This window comes from Pseudomonas sp. MYb193 (assembly GCF_002966775.1).
In the GTDB taxonomy this organism is placed as follows: domain Bacteria; phylum Pseudomonadota; class Gammaproteobacteria; order Pseudomonadales; family Pseudomonadaceae; genus Aquipseudomonas; species Aquipseudomonas paracarnis.
Genome location: NZ_CP023269.1, coordinates 3,561,749 through 3,579,633 on the forward strand (window position 1 = coordinate 3,561,749; position 17,885 = coordinate 3,579,633).

Annotated in this window: 18 protein-coding genes and 1 pseudogene; 5 read left to right on the forward strand and 14 right to left on the reverse strand. The window is 61.3% G+C overall.

The genetic code is table 11. The features are described 5' to 3' along the window. Positions 1-263 precede the first annotated feature (263 nt). The 3 genes and pseudogenes from CLM72_RS16035 to CLM72_RS16045 all read left to right on the forward strand — a co-directional run. Positions 264-422, forward strand: a pseudogene (locus tag CLM72_RS16035) (transaldolase family protein); the annotation flags it as partial. 62 nt (positions 423-484) lie between these two features. Beyond that, positions 485-1,480, forward strand: a complete 996-nt coding sequence (locus tag CLM72_RS16040) for a GlxA family transcriptional regulator (protein WP_072445993.1) — start codon at positions 485-487, stop codon at positions 1,478-1,480. Positions 1,481-1,591: 111 nt separating this feature from the next. Next, positions 1,592-2,791 carry an NAD(P)/FAD-dependent oxidoreductase gene (locus CLM72_RS16045; protein ID WP_105227121.1) on the forward strand — a complete coding sequence of 400 codons (1,200 nt, stop codon included), beginning with the start codon at positions 1,592-1,594 and terminating at the stop codon, positions 2,789-2,791. A gap of 169 nt (positions 2,792-2,960) precedes the next feature. Here CLM72_RS16045 and CLM72_RS16050 read toward each other — a convergent pair whose 3' ends face one another. From CLM72_RS16050 to CLM72_RS16060, 3 genes are all read right to left on the reverse strand, one after another. Further along, positions 2,961-4,151 carry a sugar transporter gene (locus tag CLM72_RS16050; protein ID WP_105227122.1) on the reverse strand — a complete coding sequence of 397 codons (1,191 nt, stop codon included), beginning with the start codon at positions 4,149-4,151 and terminating at the stop codon, positions 2,961-2,963. Positions 4,152-4,263: 112 nt separating this feature from the next. Beyond that, complete coding sequence (locus tag CLM72_RS16055; protein WP_105227123.1) at positions 4,264-4,626, reverse strand: type 1 fimbrial protein; 363 nt, start codon at positions 4,624-4,626, stop codon at positions 4,264-4,266. Positions 4,627-4,713: 87 nt separating this feature from the next. Continuing rightward, a complete protein-coding gene (locus CLM72_RS16060; RefSeq protein ID WP_105227124.1) occupies positions 4,714-5,712 on the reverse strand; it encodes a bile acid:sodium symporter family protein in 999 nt (332 codons plus the stop codon). An 85-nt stretch (positions 5,713-5,797) separates the two neighbouring features. Here CLM72_RS16060 and CLM72_RS16065 point away from each other — a divergent pair, with 85 nt between their 5' ends. Then, complete coding sequence (locus CLM72_RS16065) at positions 5,798-6,586, forward strand: helix-turn-helix domain-containing protein (RefSeq protein ID WP_105227125.1); 789 nt, start codon at positions 5,798-5,800, stop codon at positions 6,584-6,586. A gap of 92 nt (positions 6,587-6,678) precedes the next feature. Continuing rightward, on the forward strand, positions 6,679-7,110 hold the full coding sequence (locus CLM72_RS16070) for a hypothetical protein (protein WP_105227126.1): 432 nt from the start codon (positions 6,679-6,681) through the stop codon (positions 7,108-7,110). A gap of 449 nt (positions 7,111-7,559) precedes the next feature. Here CLM72_RS16070 and CLM72_RS16075 read toward each other — a convergent pair whose 3' ends face one another. The 11 genes from CLM72_RS16075 to CLM72_RS16125 form a co-directional block, all read right to left on the reverse strand. Next, positions 7,560-8,678, reverse strand: coding sequence for a carboxylate-amine ligase (locus CLM72_RS16075; RefSeq protein ID WP_105227127.1), 1,119 nt, complete (start codon positions 8,676-8,678; stop codon positions 7,560-7,562). 7 nt (positions 8,679-8,685) lie between these two features. Beyond that, on the reverse strand, positions 8,686-9,630 hold the full coding sequence (locus CLM72_RS16080; protein ID WP_105227128.1) for a class I SAM-dependent methyltransferase: 945 nt from the start codon (positions 9,628-9,630) through the stop codon (positions 8,686-8,688). A gap of 11 nt (positions 9,631-9,641) precedes the next feature. After that, entirely contained in the window at positions 9,642-11,021 is a 1,380-nt protein-coding gene (locus CLM72_RS16085) for an iron-containing redox enzyme family protein (RefSeq protein WP_105227129.1), read from the reverse strand. 209 nt (positions 11,022-11,230) lie between these two features. Then, complete coding sequence (locus tag CLM72_RS16090; RefSeq protein WP_105227130.1) at positions 11,231-11,506, reverse strand: type II toxin-antitoxin system RelE/ParE family toxin; 276 nt, start codon at positions 11,504-11,506, stop codon at positions 11,231-11,233. Continuing rightward, a complete protein-coding gene (locus CLM72_RS16095) occupies positions 11,506-11,700 on the reverse strand; it encodes a stability determinant (RefSeq protein ID WP_105227131.1) in 195 nt (64 codons plus the stop codon). Before CLM72_RS16095 ends, CLM72_RS16090 begins: the two co-directional genes overlap by 1 nt. A gap of 143 nt (positions 11,701-11,843) precedes the next feature. Continuing rightward, a complete protein-coding gene (locus CLM72_RS16100; RefSeq protein WP_003192009.1) occupies positions 11,844-13,586 on the reverse strand; it encodes an ABC transporter substrate-binding protein in 1,743 nt (580 codons plus the stop codon). Between the two features lie 48 nt (positions 13,587-13,634). Beyond that, on the reverse strand, positions 13,635-13,907 hold the full coding sequence (locus CLM72_RS16105) for a DUF2160 domain-containing protein (RefSeq protein ID WP_014718862.1): 273 nt from the start codon (positions 13,905-13,907) through the stop codon (positions 13,635-13,637). 11 nt (positions 13,908-13,918) lie between these two features. Beyond that, a complete protein-coding gene (locus CLM72_RS16110) occupies positions 13,919-14,719 on the reverse strand; it encodes a carbohydrate ABC transporter permease (protein WP_003232361.1) in 801 nt (266 codons plus the stop codon). 10 nt (positions 14,720-14,729) lie between these two features. Continuing rightward, complete coding sequence (locus CLM72_RS16115; protein WP_105227132.1) at positions 14,730-15,596, reverse strand: carbohydrate ABC transporter permease; 867 nt, start codon at positions 15,594-15,596, stop codon at positions 14,730-14,732. Then, positions 15,593-16,690, reverse strand: a complete 1,098-nt coding sequence (locus CLM72_RS16120; RefSeq protein ID WP_105227133.1) for an ABC transporter ATP-binding protein — start codon at positions 16,688-16,690, stop codon at positions 15,593-15,595. The genes CLM72_RS16115 and CLM72_RS16120 overlap by 4 nt, the downstream gene beginning before the upstream one ends. Then, on the reverse strand, positions 16,690-17,784 hold the full coding sequence (locus CLM72_RS16125; RefSeq protein ID WP_105227134.1) for an ABC transporter ATP-binding protein: 1,095 nt from the start codon (positions 17,782-17,784) through the stop codon (positions 16,690-16,692). The genes CLM72_RS16120 and CLM72_RS16125 overlap by 1 nt, the downstream gene beginning before the upstream one ends. Positions 17,785-17,885: the final 101 nt, after the last annotated feature.

Consider the following 17,885-nt stretch of genomic DNA (forward strand, 5'->3'; position numbering starts at 1 on the left):
GCAGTGCCGGGCGCCCAGGAAAAAATAGCGGGCGCAGCCGAGGGCCTGGAGTGGCTTCCGGCAGGCTTGGAAAATTAAGGTATCTGTGGGCTGGGGGGTGACATGGGAAGCGGGGACAAGTGCCCGGCTGAAGGGTTCCACCGGACTCTGGCGGTTACCCTTCTCTGTGGATGCCAAGGCGGCCCGGACCTGACAGCCTCAGGGTAAACAAGGTGCGCGGGACATGGTAAAACAGCGCCGTGCCCTTTCCGGAGAACGCGGCGATGACGTCCAAACTTGAACAACTCAAGCCATTCACCACTGTGGTCTGCGACACCGGCAATCTGGAAGCCATCAGCCGCCTGCGGCCCGTGGGCGCCACCACCAACCCGTCGCTGCTGCTCAAGGCCTGCGCCATCCCGGAATACGCAGAGCGATTGCGTACCGAAGGGATCCGACAGTTTGCGCGGGATCAGGAAAAACTGGAAAAGCTGCTGGCCTGCGCATGACTGCACTCTCTCCTCTGGCCCAACCACGCACGTTGGTGTTCCTGACCTACCCGCACATGGGCTTGCTCGATCTGACTGGCGCCCAGACGGTGTTCTGGGCCGCGACCAAGGCCATGGCCGAGCGCGGTTTGCAAGGTTATGTGTTGCACAACGCCAGCCTGGCGGGCGGGCTGATGCCGACCGCCGAGGGCTTGAGCGTCGACACCGTCGCCTTGGCACAGTTTGACCCCGCTGCCATCGACACCCTGGTGGTACCCGGCGCGCCGGCCATTGAGCAAGCCATGCTGGAAAATACCGCGCTGGTGGACTGGTTGCGCAACGCCTCCGGCCAGGCGCGACGGACCGCCTCGGTGTGCAGCGGCACGTTTTTGCTGGCGCTGGCGGGCTTGCTGGAGGGGCGCCGCGCGGCAACGCATTGGGCCATGTGCGAGCTGCTCAAGCAACGCTTCCCGAGCATCGAGGTGGACGTGGACGCGATCTTCGTGCAGCAAGGCCAGGTGTGGACCTCGGCGGGCGTCAGCGCCGGGATCGACCTGGCGCTCGCGCTGGTGGAGGCTGACTGCGGGCGCGAAGTGGCGCTGCAAGTGGCACGCGAATTGGTGGTGTTCCTCAAGCGCCCCGGTGGCCAGGCGCAGTTCAGCCAGGTGCTGCAAGCGCAAACCGCCGACAGCGCCAGCTTTGATGCGCTGCATGCGTGGATCAGCGACAACCTGCGCGACAGCGACCTCAGTGTCGAGCGCCTGGCCGCGCAGAGCCATATGAGCCCACGCAACTTTGCCCGGGTCTATAAGCAAAAAACCGGTCGCACCCCGGCCAAGGCCATCGAACTGTTTCGCATGGAAGCGGCGCGCCGCATGCTCGAAGACTCCCAGCGCAGCATCGACCAGATCGCCGGGCTTTGCGGGTTTGGCGATGAGGAACGCATGCGCTGCACCTTCCACCGCCACCTGGCCATCTCACCCCGCGACTACCGCGAGCGCTTTTCCCGCTAGGCCGGCAGAGCTGGCAGTCATCCAGGGTTATATGTCCTTTCGGACAGACCCTGCTGCTTTTACAGTGATCCGGCAATGCCTTGCGGCTTACCTGGTCTCTGGAGCAACCCCATGAAACAACACATTCTGATCATTGGCGCCGGGTTCGGTGGCGTGTGGAGCGCCTTGAGCGCGGCTCGGCTACTGGATAAACACGACCGCAACGATGTGCGCATCAGCCTGCTCGCCCCCCAAGCGGAGCTGCGTATCCGCCCGCGGTTCTACGAGCCCGATGTACATACCATGCTGGCCCCGCTTGATGCGCTGTTCGACGCTGTGGGCGTGACCTTTGTGCAAGGCGCCGCCGACAGCATTGACGCCACTAATAAGCAAGTGACCTACCGCAACGCGGCCGGCATCCCGGCCACCCTCGCCTACGATCGCCTGGTAGTGGCCGCCGGCAGCCGCTTGAACCGCCCCGGCATGGACGGCATCGAGCATGTGTTCGATGTGGATCAGATCGAAGACGCCGCGCACCTTGAAGCCCATATCAACGCCCTCAAAAACCTGCCCGACACCCCGGCCCGCAATACCGTGGTAGTGGCCGGCGGCGGCTTTACCGGTATCGAGACCGCCACCGAAATGCCGGCGCGCCTGCGTGCTGCACTGGGTGAGACGGCCAACATCCGTGTGATCGTGGTCGACCGCGGGCCGCAGATTGCCGCGTCCATGGGCGATGGCATACGCCCATCGATCATCGAAGCCAGCCAGGCACTGGGACTTGAATGGGTACTGAACACCTCGGTCGCCTCGGTGGATGCCGGTGGTGTGACCCTGGCAGATGGGCAGCGGATTGAATCGAGCACCGTGATCTGGACCATCGGCTTTCGCGCCAACCCGCTGACCGAACAGATTGAGGGCACCCGCGATGCCCAGGGCCGCCTGCACGTGGACGCCCACCTCAAGGTCAAGGGCCAGGCTGACATCTTCGCCGCTGGCGACGTGGCCTACGCCGCCACAGACGCGCTGGGCAACTTCGCTGCCATGTCCTGCCAGCACGCCATCGCCCTGGGCCGCTACGCCGGCAACAACGTTGCCGCCGATCTGATCGGCGTGGCCCCCATGGCCTACAGCCAACCCAAATACGTGACCTGCCTCGACCTCGGCGCCTGGGGCGCGGTGTACACCGAAGGCTGGGACCGTCAGCTCAAGCTGGTGGGCCAGGAAGCCAAGGAACTCAAACAGCAGATCAATAGCGTGTGGATCTACCCACCGATGGCAGAGAGAGCGGCGGCGTTGGCAGCGGCCGATCCGTTGATTCCGGTGGCGTAGAACAGTCAGTCAAGCGAACGCATTGCTCAAGGCAGTGAAGATCAAATGTGGGAGCTGGCTTGCCTGCAAAAGCGGTCGTGCAGCAACAGATGCAGTGGCTGACACACCGCCATCGCAGGCAAGCCAGCTCCCACACTTAGTCTGCAGTTATCCGGTGGATACGGGGCGATCAGCTTGGCATCGGGGCACCACCCTGCCCAAACCGCCGAATCGCCAGGCAATACCCCACCAACGCCAGCCCAGCCAGCAAACCGCCCGCCGCGCCGATCCAGGCGAAGCCGAAGTGGCTGCCCACCCAACTGCCCATCAACGCGCCGCCGCCGATGCCAATGTTGTAGATCCCGGAAAACATCGCCATGGCCACATCCGTGGCATCCGGTGCCAGCACCAACACCTTGGACTGCATGGCCAGGCCAAACCCCATGATCGCCATGCCCCAGAAAATGCTCAGCCCCACCAGGTAAGACTCGGCGCCGCTCAACGGCAGCATCAGCGCCAGGCACGCGGCGAGGATAGACACTGCGCCGATCACGAACAGGTGGGGGTTGAAGCGATGCACCAGGCTGAACAACAACGAGCCGATGATGCCAGCACCACCGAACACCAGCAGGATCAGGGTCACGGCACTGCCGCCCAGGCCGGCGACGCCTTCGACGAAGGGTTCGATGTAGCTGTAGGCGGTGAATTGCGCAGTGACGGTCATTGCGGTCAGCACGTAGAGCGCCACCAGCGCCGGGCGCTTGAACAGCAACGGCAGGCTGCGCAGGGAGCCGGAGTTCTGGCTGGGCAGCAGCGGCAAGCTGCGCGCCAGCCAGAACACCAGGGCGGCGGCGAAGGCGGCGATCACCAGAAAGGTGGTACGCCAGCCCATGGCCTCGCCCAACAGACGGCCTAACGGAATACCCAGCACCATCGCCAGGGACGTGCCGGTGGCCAGCAAACCAAGGGCCTGCACCTGCTTGCCCTCTGGCGCCAGGCGCACAGCCAGTGAAGCCGTGATCGACCAGAACAACGCATGGGCCAGGGCAATGCCGACCCGACTGACCATCAGCAAGCCGAAGCTGGTGGCCACGCTGGAGAGGATATGGCTGGCGATAAACAGACCGAACAATACGATCAGCAGCTTGCGCCGTTCGACGTTGCGGGTCAGCAGCATCACCGGCAGCGAGGTCAGCGACACGATCCACGCGTAAATGGTGAGCATCAGGCCGACGCTGGCCACGGGCATGTCAAAGCTGGCACCAATGGCGCTGAGCAGCCCGACGGGGACAAATTCGGTGGTATTGAACACAAACGCGGCCAGCGCGAGGGCGATGACCGGTTGCCAATTGGCTTGGGGGGTTGCGGCTGAAAGGCTCATTGACGGGCGCGGTACTCTGACGATGATCAAGCGGCCACCCAGGACAAGCGCCGCCGCCGAGCATTCTATAGGTTTCTCGCACCGCTGTTGCTGCGGATCGTCGCCCCAGGGTTTATGGCGAGGTCATGGTAATCACGTAATTGCCCGACTGAATCAGCTTGCCGGCGCGGTCTACCAGCACGTACCGCTGATCGTAATAGCGCCCCTCGCCGGTGTCCGCTACCAGCCGCACGTGGGGTACGTCGACGCTGACCACCGGCGCGACACTGCGCACCTCGATTCGGCTGCCACGACTGGATTGGGCGCAACCGCGCAGTTCCATTACCGAGCCGCTGCGCGCATTTGTCGCACACCCTGACTCGACAATCGCGCCGCTGAACCTGATGGTGCCCTGCCCCACGGTCTGGGCGGCGCCGCAGGTACTTGCCCACAGGCCCAGGAGGCCAGTCATTACCGCAACACGACGAACGTTCATGCCGACACTCCTTCTTGGGTTAGTTAAGAAGTAAGTCGTCGGCACGCCGGTTAACTTGAGCTTATTTACCCGCGAATGAGAGGTGCATCACGGATCCACCTGCCCCATCAATTCAGGAATGCTCTCCGGCCGCTGGGCATAGCGTTGGGCCAACGCCGCGCAGACCATCAACTGGATCTGGTGAAACAACATCAACGGCAAAATCAACACGCCCATGCTCGCCCCGGCAAACAGCACCTGCGCCATCGGCACGCCGGTCGCCAGGCTTTTCTTCGAGCCGCAGAACAGGATGGTGATGCGGTCTTCCTGGTTAAAGCCAAACGCCTTGCCCAGCAGCGTCGACGCCACCAACACCAGGGCCAGCAATACGCAGCAGGCCACCACCAACCCGCCCAATTCCCACAGCGGGATCTGGTGCCAGATGCCTTCGTTGACCGCCTCGCTGAAAGCCCCGTAGACCACCAACAGAATCGAGCCCTGGTCGACGAATTTCAGCCAGGCTTTATTTCGCCCGACCCAGCCCCCAATCCAGCGGCTGGCGACTTGCCCGGCAATGAACGGCAGCAACAACTGCACGCTGATTTTGACAATCGCATCGACTGTGGAGCCGCCATCCCCATGCACGTTGAGCAGCAGCGCTACCAGCAGCGGCGTCAGGAAGATGCCGAACAGGCTGGACGCCGCCGCGCTGCAGATGGCCGCCGGGATATTGCCGCGGGCCAGGGAGGTAAAGGCAATCGCCGATTGCACAGTGGCCGGCAAGGCGCAGAGGTAGAGCATGCCCATGTACAGCTCGTTGCCGATCAGCGGCGACAGCACTGGCTTGAGCGCCAGGCCCAGCAACGGAAACAGTACGAAGGTCAGGCTGAACACCAGCAAATGCAAACGCCAGTGGCCGGCACCGGCGACGATGGCCTTGCGCGACAGCTTGGCGCCGTGCAGGAAAAACAGCAGCGCGATGGCCAGGTTGGTGACCCAGCCGAACGCCACGGCGGTCTGGCCGCTGGCGGGCAGCAGTGAGGCGAGGATCACGGTGCCGATCAGGGTGAGGGTGAAGTTGTCGGGGAGAAACCGGGGCCGGGTCATAAGCAATTCTTCCAGGGGTTGCCAAGAGCGTCGCGACGACTCTAACGTAACCACCTGTTACCGACTAACGCCAATGAGCCAGTAAATGCCGCCTAAAGGACATGAAAAAGCCGTGCGCCGCAGTGTACCTGGGCTTTCCAGCCTGCCGAGGCCGGTGTACGGGCGTACTGAATCCTTGCCCAACCGGGCGCTGACACGACGCCACAGCCACCCGTGGGTGCAGTTGTCCTACGCGATTTCCGGGGTGCTGGAGATCCAGACCAGCGTCGGTCGTTTTGTCGCGCCACCGCAGCGCGCCGTATGGATTCCGGCCGGCATGCCCCATCGTGTGTTCAGTTCGCCCCATACGGAAATGCGCAGCTTGTACCTCGATTGCAGCGTCACCGCCTGGGCCGCCGAGCGTTGCCAGGTGCTGGAGGTGAGCAGTTTGTTACGCGAGCTGATCCGCAACTTCAGCCAATTGCCGGTGGAATATACCGAGGACGGGCCGGACGGGCGCCTGGCTCAGGTACTGCTCGATCAGCTCGCCGCCGCGCCCCAGGTGGATTTGATGTTGCCGCTGCCTCACGACGCACGGCTGCGGCAGATCTACCGCAGCCTGAACCTGCACCCCGAGCAGCAGACCACCTTGGGCGAGTGGAGCCGCAAACTGGGGGTCAGCGAAAAGACCCTCAGTCGGGTGTTCCTGAGTGACACCGGGCTGACATTCCGCGCGTGGCGCCAGCGCCTGCGCCTGTTGAGCGCCCTGCCCGCCCTGGAACAAGGCGAGCGGGTGACGGATGTGGCACTGGGGTGTGGCTATGAATCGACCTCAGCCTTTATCAATGCATTTCGTCAGCAGTTCGATTCCACCCCCGGTGAATTCTTCCGCTGACTCTCCCACGACGCAAATAATCCCCAAACCCACGCTCGGCTGGTATTGTGCCGCGCTTTGAAACACAGCAAACGACTGCGAGGAAATGGACGTTGAACACTGACGAAAAAATGACCGGGGACCTGTTCGAGGTTGATAAGCGCCTGTCACTCAAGCCCGTGGTGGACTTCAACGCCTACCTGCGCAGCGCCTTCGGCGACGGCCCTTGCACCTGCGTGCGCTGCACGGCCAACGGTGGCGATGAAAGCGGTTATGAGTTCCAACACACCTTCGCCTTCGAGGGTAAGCCGGTGCACCGTCGCTTTGCTTCGACGGCGGGCAGTGATGTGTTGATGGTGTTGAAGAAGGCATGGTTGTCGTACACCAAGGCCGAGCTGCCGCTCAGTGGTGCGTTGGCGCTGGATACAGTGAAGGAGTTTGTCGAGCCACAGTTGCACAAACGCCTGGCGCCGCTGTTTGTCGCCAGTGGGTTGGTCAAAGATGTCGAAGGTGAATTGCGCATCCAGCCGCAAGCCGCAGCCTGACACCGGCCAATGTGGGAAACAGCACTGTCGAAGCAAAGAAGATCCATGTGGGAGCGGGCTTGCCTGCGAAAGCAGTAGCGCAGTCACAGATGCAGTGACTGACACGCCGCCTTCGCAGGCAAGCCAGCTCCCACATTGGTCATGCATCGCCCACAAAATCAGCGTCCGGCACAGATCCCCTGTGGGAGCTGGCTTGCCTGCGAAAGCGGCGTGTCAGTCACTGAATATTCAACTGAACCACCGCTATAGCAGGCAAACCAGCTCCCACACTTTTCCGGGTATTGATTTAGAAACCGGGAACGCTTTGTACGCGCAACTCAGGGGTCAGTTCGTCCAGCGGCTCGGTGAGCGGCCGGTCGCTCCCACCCGGCAGCAGGATCACCTTGCGGCATTCCTCTTAAGGGCGAAGCAGCCCCTTCAGTGTTCCATCAACCTTGATCAAGACCCGATCAATGGTCGCCGCGAGTCTGGGCCAACAGCAGGTCGACTACCTGGCGCAAGCTGGCAAGCGCATCGGCGCCGCTCGCCTGGGCCTGGGCCTGCCAGCGCAACTGCTCGGCCGCGCTGTTGCCGCGTCGCAGCAGCGCCTGCAGGGTATCGAACAGCAGCGGCTCGGCCATGGCCTCTGCGGTGGCGGCAAAGGTCTGCCGGGCGCATTGCAGCCATTGCTCAGCGCTGCCCAGGGTGCCTGCGTCGTCCAACGCGAAGGTGCCAGCGGCACCATAACGTTTGGCCTGCCAGCGATTTTCCTTGAGCAGCCAGCGCGCCTCGGCACTGAACCCGGCGCCAGGGCGCTGCATCGCGCAGGCATGGGCGACCATCACCCGAAACAGCGTGGCGAGGGCCAAGGCGTCCGTCAGCCGTGGACAGGCGTCGGTCATGCGCAGTTCCAGGGTGGGATAACGTGCCGCTGGGCGAATTCCCCACCAGCCATTGCCATCGGCCTTGATCGCGCCGATTCGCTGTAACAGGGCCAGGTAGCGCTGGTACTCGGCCCAATCGCTGAAGTGTTCCGGCACGCCCATGCGGGGCCACTCGTCGCACGCGGCCTGGCGGTAGCTCATGAAGCCGCTGGGCGCGCCGTCCCAGAAGGGGGACGAGCAACTGAACAGCAGCAACAACGGCAACCATGGCGACACCTGGTTCATCACCGCGATACGGTCCAGCGTTTGCGGCACCTGCACATGCACATGCAGCCCGCACAACACACTGCGCCGCGCTACATATTGAATATCGTCGAACAGTTGCCGGAAATGCGCCTGATCGGTTGGCCGCTGCCCACGCCAATCGGCCAGGGGGTGGCTGCCGGCGCACACCACACCGAGGCCGAACTCAGCCAGGGATTGCGCCAGGTTGCCGCGCACTGCCCGGAAGTAGTCCGCCGCTTCGGCGCTGGAGGTGAACACCGGAGAGGCCGCCTCGATCTGGCCCTGGAACATCTCAAACGAGAAGCCCGCGCCAATCGCTTCGCGACAGGCCGCCAGCACTGCCGCCGAGGGCTCGCCGACCATCTGGCGGCTGTGCAGGTCGGTGATGAAGTATTCCTCTTCAATGCCAAAGGTGAGCATCGGGTATTCAGCGCAATCGGGTGACAGTCAGCGCGACCACGGCGATGCGCTCCACCTGCTCATAGCCTGGCTTTTCCAGTTCTTCACCGAAAACGTCCGGGTCCAGTTCGCGGTAGGTCCAGCCGTAGGCGTCGCTGCCCAGCAATGGCTTGACTGCCTCCAGGAAAGGGTCGCTGCCGGCCACCATCGCCACCCCGGTATACAGCAACAGGCTACCGCCCAGGGCCAGGCGCCCGATGGACTCACTGACGATGCGCAGCGACAACTGCTCCCCCAAGGCGCCGCCGCCATGGCGATAGGCGCGCTGGCGGTCATCTTTCATGTACGGCGGGTTGGCGACGATCAGGTCGAATTCGCCCTCCACACTGGCCAGCACGTCACTGTGGTACACGCTGACGTTATTCAGCGCGGCCAGCTCGGCATTCACCGCGGTCATGCGCAGAGCACGCGGGTTGATATCCACCGCCAGCACCTGGGCGTCATGCCGGGCTTTAGCAATCACCAGCGCGCCGACACCGGCGCCACAGCCAATGTCCACAGCGCGCTTGAGCGGCTCGAAACGCTGTTGCAGATAGGCTTCGATCACGTGGGCAAAGCGGTAGCTGTCGGGGCCGAAAAACACCGCGTCCGCCTGGTCGGTGGGATAAGGCGAATGGGCGAACAGCAGCTCGTCGAGGCTCGACCATCGCACTGAGCTGCGCCATAACGCGCCGTGCTTTTCGATCACATCCGCTTGCTGCAATTCTTCACGCAGGGCCTCGGGCAACAGGCCTTGATCGAACGGCATCGACCAACCGAACACATCGCGCAGCGTCATTGCCAGGGGCGTCGCCAGCCGCCGATAGACACGCTCATGGGTCAAGGGCGTTGGCGTGATAAAGCGATAACCACCCTCCTTCAACCCGCGGCCCAAATTCAACAAGGCACGATCAGCCAGTTGTTGCGCAGACATAGGCACATTCCTTAGCGCAGGCGCGCGCGCAGTTGGATAAAGCGGCGAGTGGCATACAGCCCGGCAGGCGTGCAGTGACGGCGTGCCGACAGCCACGGGATCAGTGCATTGAGCTGTTGCACATCGGGCAAGTTGCACAACGATTCCGCCAGGGCCTGGGTATCAGGATCCGCGGGACGATGCTGCTCGCGGGAAAACCGGCTGCCGCGTCCCGGCCGCACGGGCGGCACGCGTTCGCTGGCAACCCATTCACCCGCAATCCAGTCATGGATCAGTTGTTTTTCATAACCGCTGAACACCCCGAACATCGCGGCGCCAGCGCCCTCGACCAATTGCCAGAAGCGGCTGTTGGCGGGGTCCTGGTTGTGTTTGATCCAGCCTTTGTCTTCGAGGGCCTTGAGGAACGCGCCGATCTGCCCAGGCTGAGCCAGCCATTGGTTGACGGTCTGCCCTTCGAAGCGGCAATAGTCCGAATGCATGTGCTGGCCGAAGGCGCGCTTGCGTTCGAGCATCGCCACCACCTCGTCCTGCAGGTTGAACTGTTTGATCACAGCCGTAGTACCCGGCCCCAGATCGTTCAGGCGGTAGCCTGCGGCCACGCGACGATAAAAATCCGCCCTGCCCTCGCCTAGCGGCAACAGGTTCAGCACCGATTGCGCCGCCTTGCTCGCGTGGCCGCTGCTGGCGTTGTCGATGGTGACATGCAGCGTGAAGTAATAAGGGTCGATACCCAGCTCACTGAGTTCATAGGCGGTGATCAACAGGTGCAGCGGCAGTTGCTCGTAACCCAGGTTGAAGCCAATAACCTCCGGCAGGAACTCGTCGGCGCACACGCCAAGCGCCAGTTGCAGCGCGCCTTGCAGGTAATGGTCATCCTCCAGGCCGGCTTCGCTGTCCACATCGTGCTCGCTGAGCAACTTGCGGTAGATCACCACATGGTTCTGCGCGGCTTCACCATCGCCCAATTCTTCCAGGTAAGTGGTGAGCAGGCCGTCGAAGCGCTGGTCTTGCCAATAGCGCAGCAAGCCATAGAGCCAGGCGCCGTCGACCTGTTTGGTGGGTGCCACGCGCTGCAGAAAGTACAACGCATGGGCCTTGTTCTGAAAATACCGCCGTGGCCCCCCTTGCCGGCGCTGCTCAAGGTAGTCGGCATAGGCCTGGGCCACCTCGGCGCAGCGTTGCTCGACCCAGGCCATCAGCTGTTCGGGCGCCTCAGGCAAGTCGCAGTCGGTGGCCTCTACCAGGGCCAATTGATCGTGCAGGTATTCACGCGCCAGTTCGGTGGCGTCTTGGGTTTCGCCATGCAGCTGTTGGTAGACCCGTTGATGGCGGCCCTGGGCCGAGTCGGTGAGAGAGGCCGGCTGGCCAGACAGCGCTGTAAGGAGTGTCATGATGGCAGTTTCCGCAAAGTCCGTTACAACGGGCCTCCCACAAGGTGGCCCTGCAAGAGCGCTTGAAAACATGCGCTTCTAAGATGCAGAACCTTGAGATGTGCGGAAAATTCAGATTGGATTGTTAACGTGGGGACAAGCGGTCGCGGTGCTATTGAGATGGGGACATTGGGTCACTAAATCGTGCCCCACGCGATATGAGGAGAAAATCAGGGATACTCTTGCCGAGCGTGCAACACGCTGACTATCTCGATGCGCTCTGCTGTTACTCGATACACCAGGACGTAATTGGGGTGAACGACGACCTCCCGCGTACCGGGCACACGGCCGTTCGGATACAGGTAAGGATGCTCGGTCAGTGGCAGAGGCGCACCTTCAAGACGTGTCTTGATACGTCGCGCCGCTCCAGGATTCTCTTCTGCAATGAAAGTAACGATGTCAATCAGGTCGCTGATAGCCTCATCAAGCCAAACAACGCTTAACATCAGGCTTTGGCCCTCTGCTTACGTTCTGCTTCAAGGATAATCGCCTCGACCCTCGCCATGACTTCGTCATGGGGTACACCGGGTCCGGGATTGGCCAAGCTTTTTTCGACTTTGGCGCGAAACCAAAGATCATGACTATTTGCCTGCTCCTCGGTTTCAAATTCGGAAACAATTGGGGAAAGTGGAACACCCATAAGATAACCTCCTGTATGAATGCTCAGCAGTTTAGTCCCAAGCTAGCAAGCTGTCTCGGAGCACCAGATGAAATGCAGGTGGCTCACCCACAAAAAAACAACGGCACGCAAGCGTGCCGTTGTGTTCAGCTCATTCAGCGAAATTACTTACGCGCCGCCTCCCACTGCTTGAGCAGGTCGTTGTAGTTCACGGTTTCGCCCTTGGGCTTTTCGTTGGCCAGTTTCGGCTTCGGTGCACCCGGCTGGTCGAACCAGTATTGCGCGTCACGCTCGGGGTTCATTTTCGGGCCGCACACCGGTTGCACCTTGGAGCGTTCCAGGCGCGTCATGATCGCATCCTGCTCCTTGGCCAGGTTGTCCAGCGCCTGTTGCGGGGTCTTCTCGCCGCTGGCCGCTGCGGCGATATTGCTCCACCACAGTTGCGCCAGGCGCGGGTAGTCCGGCACGTTGGTGCCCGTCGGGGACCACTCGGTGCGGGCCGGGCTGCGGTAGAACTCCACCAGCCCCCCGAGTTTGGGCGCCATGTCGGTCATGGCCTGGGAGTTGATATCGGACTCACGAATCGGCGTCAGGCCAACGATGGTTTTCTTCAGCGACACCGTTTTTGAGGTCACGAATTGCGCGTAGAGCCAGGCCGCGAGTTTCTGCTTTTCGGGCGTGGACTTGAGGAAGGTCCAGGAACCTACGTCCTGATAGCCCTTCTTCATGCCCTTTTCCCAATACGGCCCGACTGGGGACGGTGCCATGCGCCATTTTGGCGTACCGTCGGCATTTACCACCGGCAGGCCCGGCTTGACCATGTCGGCGGTAAACGCGGTGTACCAGAAGATCTGCTGGGCGATGTTGCCCTGGGACGGCACCGGGCCGGATTCGGAGAAGGTCATGCCCGCCGCTTCCGGTGGCGCGTAGGCTTTCATCCAGTCCACGTACTTCTGCGTGGCGAACACCGCCGCCGGGCCGTTGGTGTCGCCGCCACGGGTGACGCTGGAGCCCACCGGGTGGCAGTCCTCTACACGGATGCCCCACTCGTCCACCGGCAAGCCGTTGGGCAAGCCTTTGTCGCCGCCGCCGGCCATGGAGAACCAGGCATCGGTGAAACGCCAGCCCAGGGACGGGTCTTTCTTGCCGTAGTCCATGTGCCCATAAATGCGCTTGCCATCGATTTCCTTGACGTCTTCGCTGAAGAACTTGGCGATGTCTTCATAAGCCGACCAGTTCACCGGCACGCCCAGGTCGTAGCCGTATTTCTCCTTGAACTTGGCCTTCAGCTCCGGCCGCTCGAACCAGTCGGCGCGGAACCAATAGAGGTTGGCGAACTGCTGGTCGGGCAACTGGTAGATCTTGCCGTCCGGCGCGGTGGTGAAAGACAGGCCGATAAAGTCCTTGAGGTCCAGGGTGGGCGAGGTGAAATCCTTGCCTTCGTTGGCCATCAGGTCGGTGATGGATTCGGTCTTGCCGTAGCGAAAGTGCGTACCGATCAAGTCGGAATCGTTGACCCAGCCGTCATAGATGTTCTTGTCGGACTGCATCTGAGTTTGCAGCTTCTCCACCACGTCGCCTTCCTGCAGCAGGTCGTGGGTCAGCTTGATGCCGGTGATTTCACTGAAGGCCTTGGCCAGCACCTTGGATTCGTACTCGTGGGTGGTGAGGGTTTCCGACACCACGTTGATCTTCATCCCACGGAACGGCTCCGACGCCTTGATAAACCACTTCAACTCTTCAAGCTGTTGGGCTTCGGTAAGGGTCGAGGGTTTGAACTCGCTGCCGATCCATTTTTTCGCGGCATCTTCATACGCATCGGCCCAGGCCGAAGCGCTCAAACCACTGAGGGCCAGTACGGCGGCCAATGAAATGCTATGTCGCAGCTTATTGTTTTTATTCAACATAGAGACCTCCAGGTTAGTTTCAAACGGGGGCTTGCAGGAGCGAGCTTGCTAGCCCCAACGCATCACACTCAACAGCCAAACAAGGGAGAGCGCGGACGCCACCCAGATACTCCAGTCGGTAACGCCAATGACCAGCAAATGCAGGTAGGCGCTGCCGAGAAGACCGATAAACAAGCGATCGCCACGGGTGGTACTGATCGGCAGCAAACCGCGCCGCGGGATACTCGGCGAACGCAATTCCCAAGTGGTCATGCCCGCCAGAATCAGGGCAATGCCGCCAAAGAACAGCGCAGTGGGGGTGGTCCAGGCCATCCATTCCATCATCGACTCCTCTAGACCCGGCCCAGGGCAAAGCCCTTGGCCACGTGGTTGCGAACAAACCAGATCACCAGCATGCCCGGCAGGATGGTCAACACCCCCGCCGCTGCCAGCACGCCCCAATCAATGCCGGAAGCCGACACCGTACGGGTCATCACCGCTGCGATGGGTTTGGCGTTGACCGAGGTGAGCGTGCGCGCCAGCAGCAGTTCTACCCAGGAAAACATGAAACAGAAAAACGCCGTAACACCGATACCGGAGCCGATCAGCGGGATAAAAATCTTCACGAAGAACTTGGGAAAACTATAGCCGTCGATGTAGGCGGTTTCGTCGATTTCCTTGGGTACGCCGGACATGAAGCCTTCCAGGATCCATACCGCCAATGGCACGTTGAACAGGCAGTGAGCCAGGGCTACGGCGATGTGCGTATCGAACAGGCCGATGGAGGAATACAGCTGGAAGAATGGCAGCAGAAACACCGCCGGCGGCGCCATGCGGTTGGTCAGCAGCCAGAAGAACAGGTGCTTGTCACCCAGGAAGCGGTAGCGCGAGAACGCATACGCCGCTGGTAGCGCCACGCTCAGGGAGATCACCGTGTTCAGGCTCACGTAGTACAGCGAGTTGAGGTAGCCGGTGTACCAGCTCGGGTCGGTGAAGATCACCTTGTAGTTGGCCAGGGTGAAATCCTGCGGAAACAGGGTCAGGCCGCCGAGGATTTCGGTGTTGCTCTTGAAGGACATGTTCAACAGCCAGTAGATCGGCACCAGCAGGAACAGGATGTAGATCAGTAATGGAATTAGCTTGCGTTTGCTCATGCTGGCGGCCTCAGCGGTTGGCGTCGGAATGGGTCATGGCGGTGTAGAACAGCCAGGACACCAACAGGATGATCAGGAAGTACACCAGGGAAAACGCCGCCGCCGGGCCCAGGTCGAATTGGCCGACGGCCATTTGAGTAAGCGTCTGACTCAGGAAGGTGGTGGCATTACCCGGCCCGCCGCCGGTGAGCACGAAAGGTTCGGTGTAGATCATGAAGCTGTCCATGAAGCGCAACATCACCGCGATCAGCAGCACGCTCTTCATCTTCGGCAACTGGATATGTCGGAACACCGCCCAGGCCGATGCACGATCAATCCGCGCGGCCTGGTAGTACACATCGGGAATAGCGCGCAAGCCGGAGTAGCACAGCAGCGCCACCAATGAGGTCCAGTGCCATACGTCCATCACCAGCACGGTGACCCAGGCGTCCATGGTGTTGGCCGCATAGTTGTAGCTGATGCCCATGGCATTGAGGGTCGAGCCCAGCAGGCCGATGTCGGCGCGACCAAAAATCTGCCAGATAGTGCCGACCACGTTCCACGGAATCAGCAAGGGAATGGCGAGGATGATCAGCACCAGCGAGGACCAGCGGCCCTTGGTGGGCATGGTCAGGGCGATGGCGATGCCCAGCGGGATCTCGATCAACAGCACGCAAGCCGAGTAGATGAACTGGCGCAGCAGCGAGTCGTGCAGGCGCGGGTCGAGCAGCACCTGCCTGTACCAGTCGGCCCCGACGAAATAGCGGCTGGATTGGTCGAAAATGTCCTGCACCGAATAGTTGACCACGGTCATCATCGGGATCACCGCACTGAACGCCACCAGCAGGAACACCGGCAGCACCAGCCACCAGGCCTTGTTGTTCTGCACCTTGTTCATGGCGCCACCTCCAGCAGGTAATCGTCGGCGTAGAGCATCAGCCATTGCGCGGGGAAGCTGATGGAAGCCTTGCCTTCCGGCACCGGTTTGTCCTCGGCCAGGCGCACCTTGAGGGTGGCGCCATCGAGGTTGAGGGTCATGATCTTGTAGGTGCCGAGGTCTTCCACATGTACGACGTCGGCTTGCAGGGCGTCAGGGTTGTACTCGTCCCATACGTGGATAAATTCCGGACGAATGCCGACCTGGAGCTTTTTGTAGTCGGTGGTGTTGAGACGTTGCTGCATCGCTTCGGACAGCGGCAACAGGGTATTGGCGAACCCTACACCGCCAGCCTTGGCCTGCACCTCGATCAGATTCATCCCAGGGCTACCGATGAAGTAACCGACAAAGGTGTGGCTGGGCCGCTCGAACAATTCACGCGGCGTACCGAACTGCACAATCTGCCCGCCGTACATCACCGCGATCTTGTCGGCGAAGGTGGAGGCTTCCAGTTGATCGTGGGTAACGTAGACCATGGTGATATTGAACTGCTCGTGAATCTGCTTGAGCTTGCGCCGCAGTTTCCACTTCAGGTGCGGGTCGATCACCGTCAGCGGCTCATCGAACAGAATGGCCGACACGTCATCGCGCACCAGGCCACGGCCCATGGAGACTTTCTGTTTTTCGTCGGCCGTGAGGTTGCGGGCTTTTTTGCTCAGCAGGTTTTGCAGGTCGAGGACTTCGGCAATTTCCTGCACCTTGCTGTGAATTTTCGCTTCGGCCATGCCCTGGTTGCGCAGCGGAAACGCCAGGTTGTCGAACACCGTCATGGTGTCGTACACCACCGGGAACTGGAACACCTGGGCGATATTGCGTTTTTCCGGGGTGAGCTCGTTGACCACCTGAGTATCAAACAGCACCTGGCCTTCGGACGGGCTGAGCAGGCCGGAAATGATATTGAGCAGCGTGGACTTGCCGCAGCCTGACGGCCCGAGCAAGGCGTAGGCACCGCCCTGCTCCCACACATGGTTCATTTCCCGAATGGCGTAGTCTTCTGGCCCTGTGGGCGTAGGGCTGTAGCTATGGGCCAGGTTGCGCAAATGGATTTCGGCCATCAGGCAACCCTCGCGACACGGCGCCCGGGGGCCTGGACCAAGCGGCCCTGACCATCGAACACAAACAGTTTATGGGTGGGGATATACACGCGGATCGGCGCGTCGACATCGTATTCATGTACCCCCGGCAGGTGCAGCACCAGCAGGAAATGCTCACTGCGCACATGCAGGAAGGTTTCCGAGCCGCTGATTTCGGCGACTTCCACGGTCACCGCCAGCTCCAGGTCATCATCGTTGCTGGGCACCAGGCTGATATGGCTGGGGCGCACGCCAAAGCGGAATTCGCCTTCGCCGATAGGACGCAGGTCAACATTGAGTGGGAAATGCACGAAATTGGCGAAGCTCACTTCGTTGCCGCTGATGCGCCCTGGCATCAGGTTGATCGGCGGCTCGGAGAACAGCTCAGCGGCGAGGACCGTTTGCGGCTGGTGGTAGACCTCGGCGGCCTTGCCGCTCTGAATCACTCGCCCCTCGTGAAGAATGGTGGTGGTGCCACCCAAGGCCAGGGCCTCGTTGGGCTCGGTGGTGGCGTAAATGGCGATGGTGTGGCGCGCCTTGAACAGTTCGCGCATTTCCTGACGCAGCTCTTCGCGCAGTTTGTAGTCCAGGTTGACCAGCGGCTCATCGAACAGAATCAGTTCGGCGTCTTTCACCAGGGCGCGGGCCATGGCGGTGCGTTGCTGCTGACCACCGGATAACTCCAAGGGGTGGCGCTGCAGGAATTTCTCGATGCGCAGCATCTTGGCGGTTTCCAGCACCTTGCTCTGGATCACCTCCTGGGACACACCGGCCTGACGCAACGGCGAGGCGATGTTCTCGAACACGGTCATGGTCGGATAGTTGATGAACTGCTGGTAGACCATCGACACATTCCGCAGGCGCACCGGCTTTTGCGTGACATCCACGCCGTTCATCAGGATGCAGCCGCTGTCGGGCTTGTCCAGGCCGGCCATCAGGCGCATCAGGCTGGTCTTGCCCGACAGGGTGCGACCGAGCAGGACGTTGAAAGAACCGGCTTCGAACCGCAGGTTGGCGTCGTCGATCCAGGTTTGGCCGTCGACAACGCGGGAGACATGTTCCAGGGTCAATGACATGACACGACCTTTTTTATTATTGGAATGAATCTGGTCCGTTGTCAGAGCGAGTTTCGTGCCAAAACCGCAAGCGCTTGATGTGTAAGGAGATGGGTGAATCA

What these genes read in the sequence shown, in the direction of transcription:
- CLM72_RS16120 (WP_105227133.1), bottom strand. Translation starts at nt 16,690, where the DNA reads ATGGCCGAAATCCATTTGCGCAACCTGGCCCATAGCTACAGCCCTACG.
- CLM72_RS16110 (WP_003232361.1), bottom strand. Translation starts at nt 14,719, where the DNA reads ATGAGCAAACGCAAGCTAATTCCATTACTGATCTACATCCTGTTCCTG.
- CLM72_RS16040 (WP_072445993.1), top strand. Translation starts at nt 485, where the DNA reads ATGACTGCACTCTCTCCTCTGGCCCAACCACGCACGTTGGTGTTCCTG.
- CLM72_RS16125 (WP_105227134.1), bottom strand. Translation starts at nt 17,784, where the DNA reads ATGTCATTGACCCTGGAACATGTCTCCCGCGTTGTCGACGGCCAAACC.
- CLM72_RS16065 (WP_105227125.1), top strand. Translation starts at nt 5,798, where the DNA reads ATGCCGCCTAAAGGACATGAAAAAGCCGTGCGCCGCAGTGTACCTGGG.
- CLM72_RS16050 (WP_105227122.1), bottom strand. Translation starts at nt 4,151, where the DNA reads ATGAGCCTTTCAGCCGCAACCCCCCAAGCCAATTGGCAACCGGTCATC.
- CLM72_RS16090 (WP_105227130.1), bottom strand. Translation starts at nt 11,506, where the DNA reads ATGTTAAGCGTTGTTTGGCTTGATGAGGCTATCAGCGACCTGATTGAC.
- CLM72_RS16100 (WP_003192009.1), bottom strand. Translation starts at nt 13,586, where the DNA reads ATGTTGAATAAAAACAATAAGCTGCGACATAGCATTTCATTGGCCGCC.
- CLM72_RS16085 (WP_105227129.1), bottom strand. Translation starts at nt 11,021, where the DNA reads ATGACACTCCTTACAGCGCTGTCTGGCCAGCCGGCCTCTCTCACCGAC.
- CLM72_RS16105 (WP_014718862.1), bottom strand. Translation starts at nt 13,907, where the DNA reads ATGGAATGGATGGCCTGGACCACCCCCACTGCGCTGTTCTTTGGCGGC.
- CLM72_RS16095 (WP_105227131.1), bottom strand. Translation starts at nt 11,700, where the DNA reads ATGGGTGTTCCACTTTCCCCAATTGTTTCCGAATTTGAAACCGAGGAG.
- CLM72_RS16080 (WP_105227128.1), bottom strand. Translation starts at nt 9,630, where the DNA reads ATGTCTGCGCAACAACTGGCTGATCGTGCCTTGTTGAATTTGGGCCGC.
- CLM72_RS16075 (WP_105227127.1), bottom strand. Translation starts at nt 8,678, where the DNA reads ATGCTCACCTTTGGCATTGAAGAGGAATACTTCATCACCGACCTGCAC.
- CLM72_RS16045 (WP_105227121.1), top strand. Translation starts at nt 1,592, where the DNA reads ATGAAACAACACATTCTGATCATTGGCGCCGGGTTCGGTGGCGTGTGG.
- CLM72_RS16055 (WP_105227123.1), bottom strand. Translation starts at nt 4,626, where the DNA reads ATGAACGTTCGTCGTGTTGCGGTAATGACTGGCCTCCTGGGCCTGTGG.
- CLM72_RS16060 (WP_105227124.1), bottom strand. Translation starts at nt 5,712, where the DNA reads ATGACCCGGCCCCGGTTTCTCCCCGACAACTTCACCCTCACCCTGATC.
- CLM72_RS16115 (WP_105227132.1), bottom strand. Translation starts at nt 15,596, where the DNA reads ATGAACAAGGTGCAGAACAACAAGGCCTGGTGGCTGGTGCTGCCGGTG.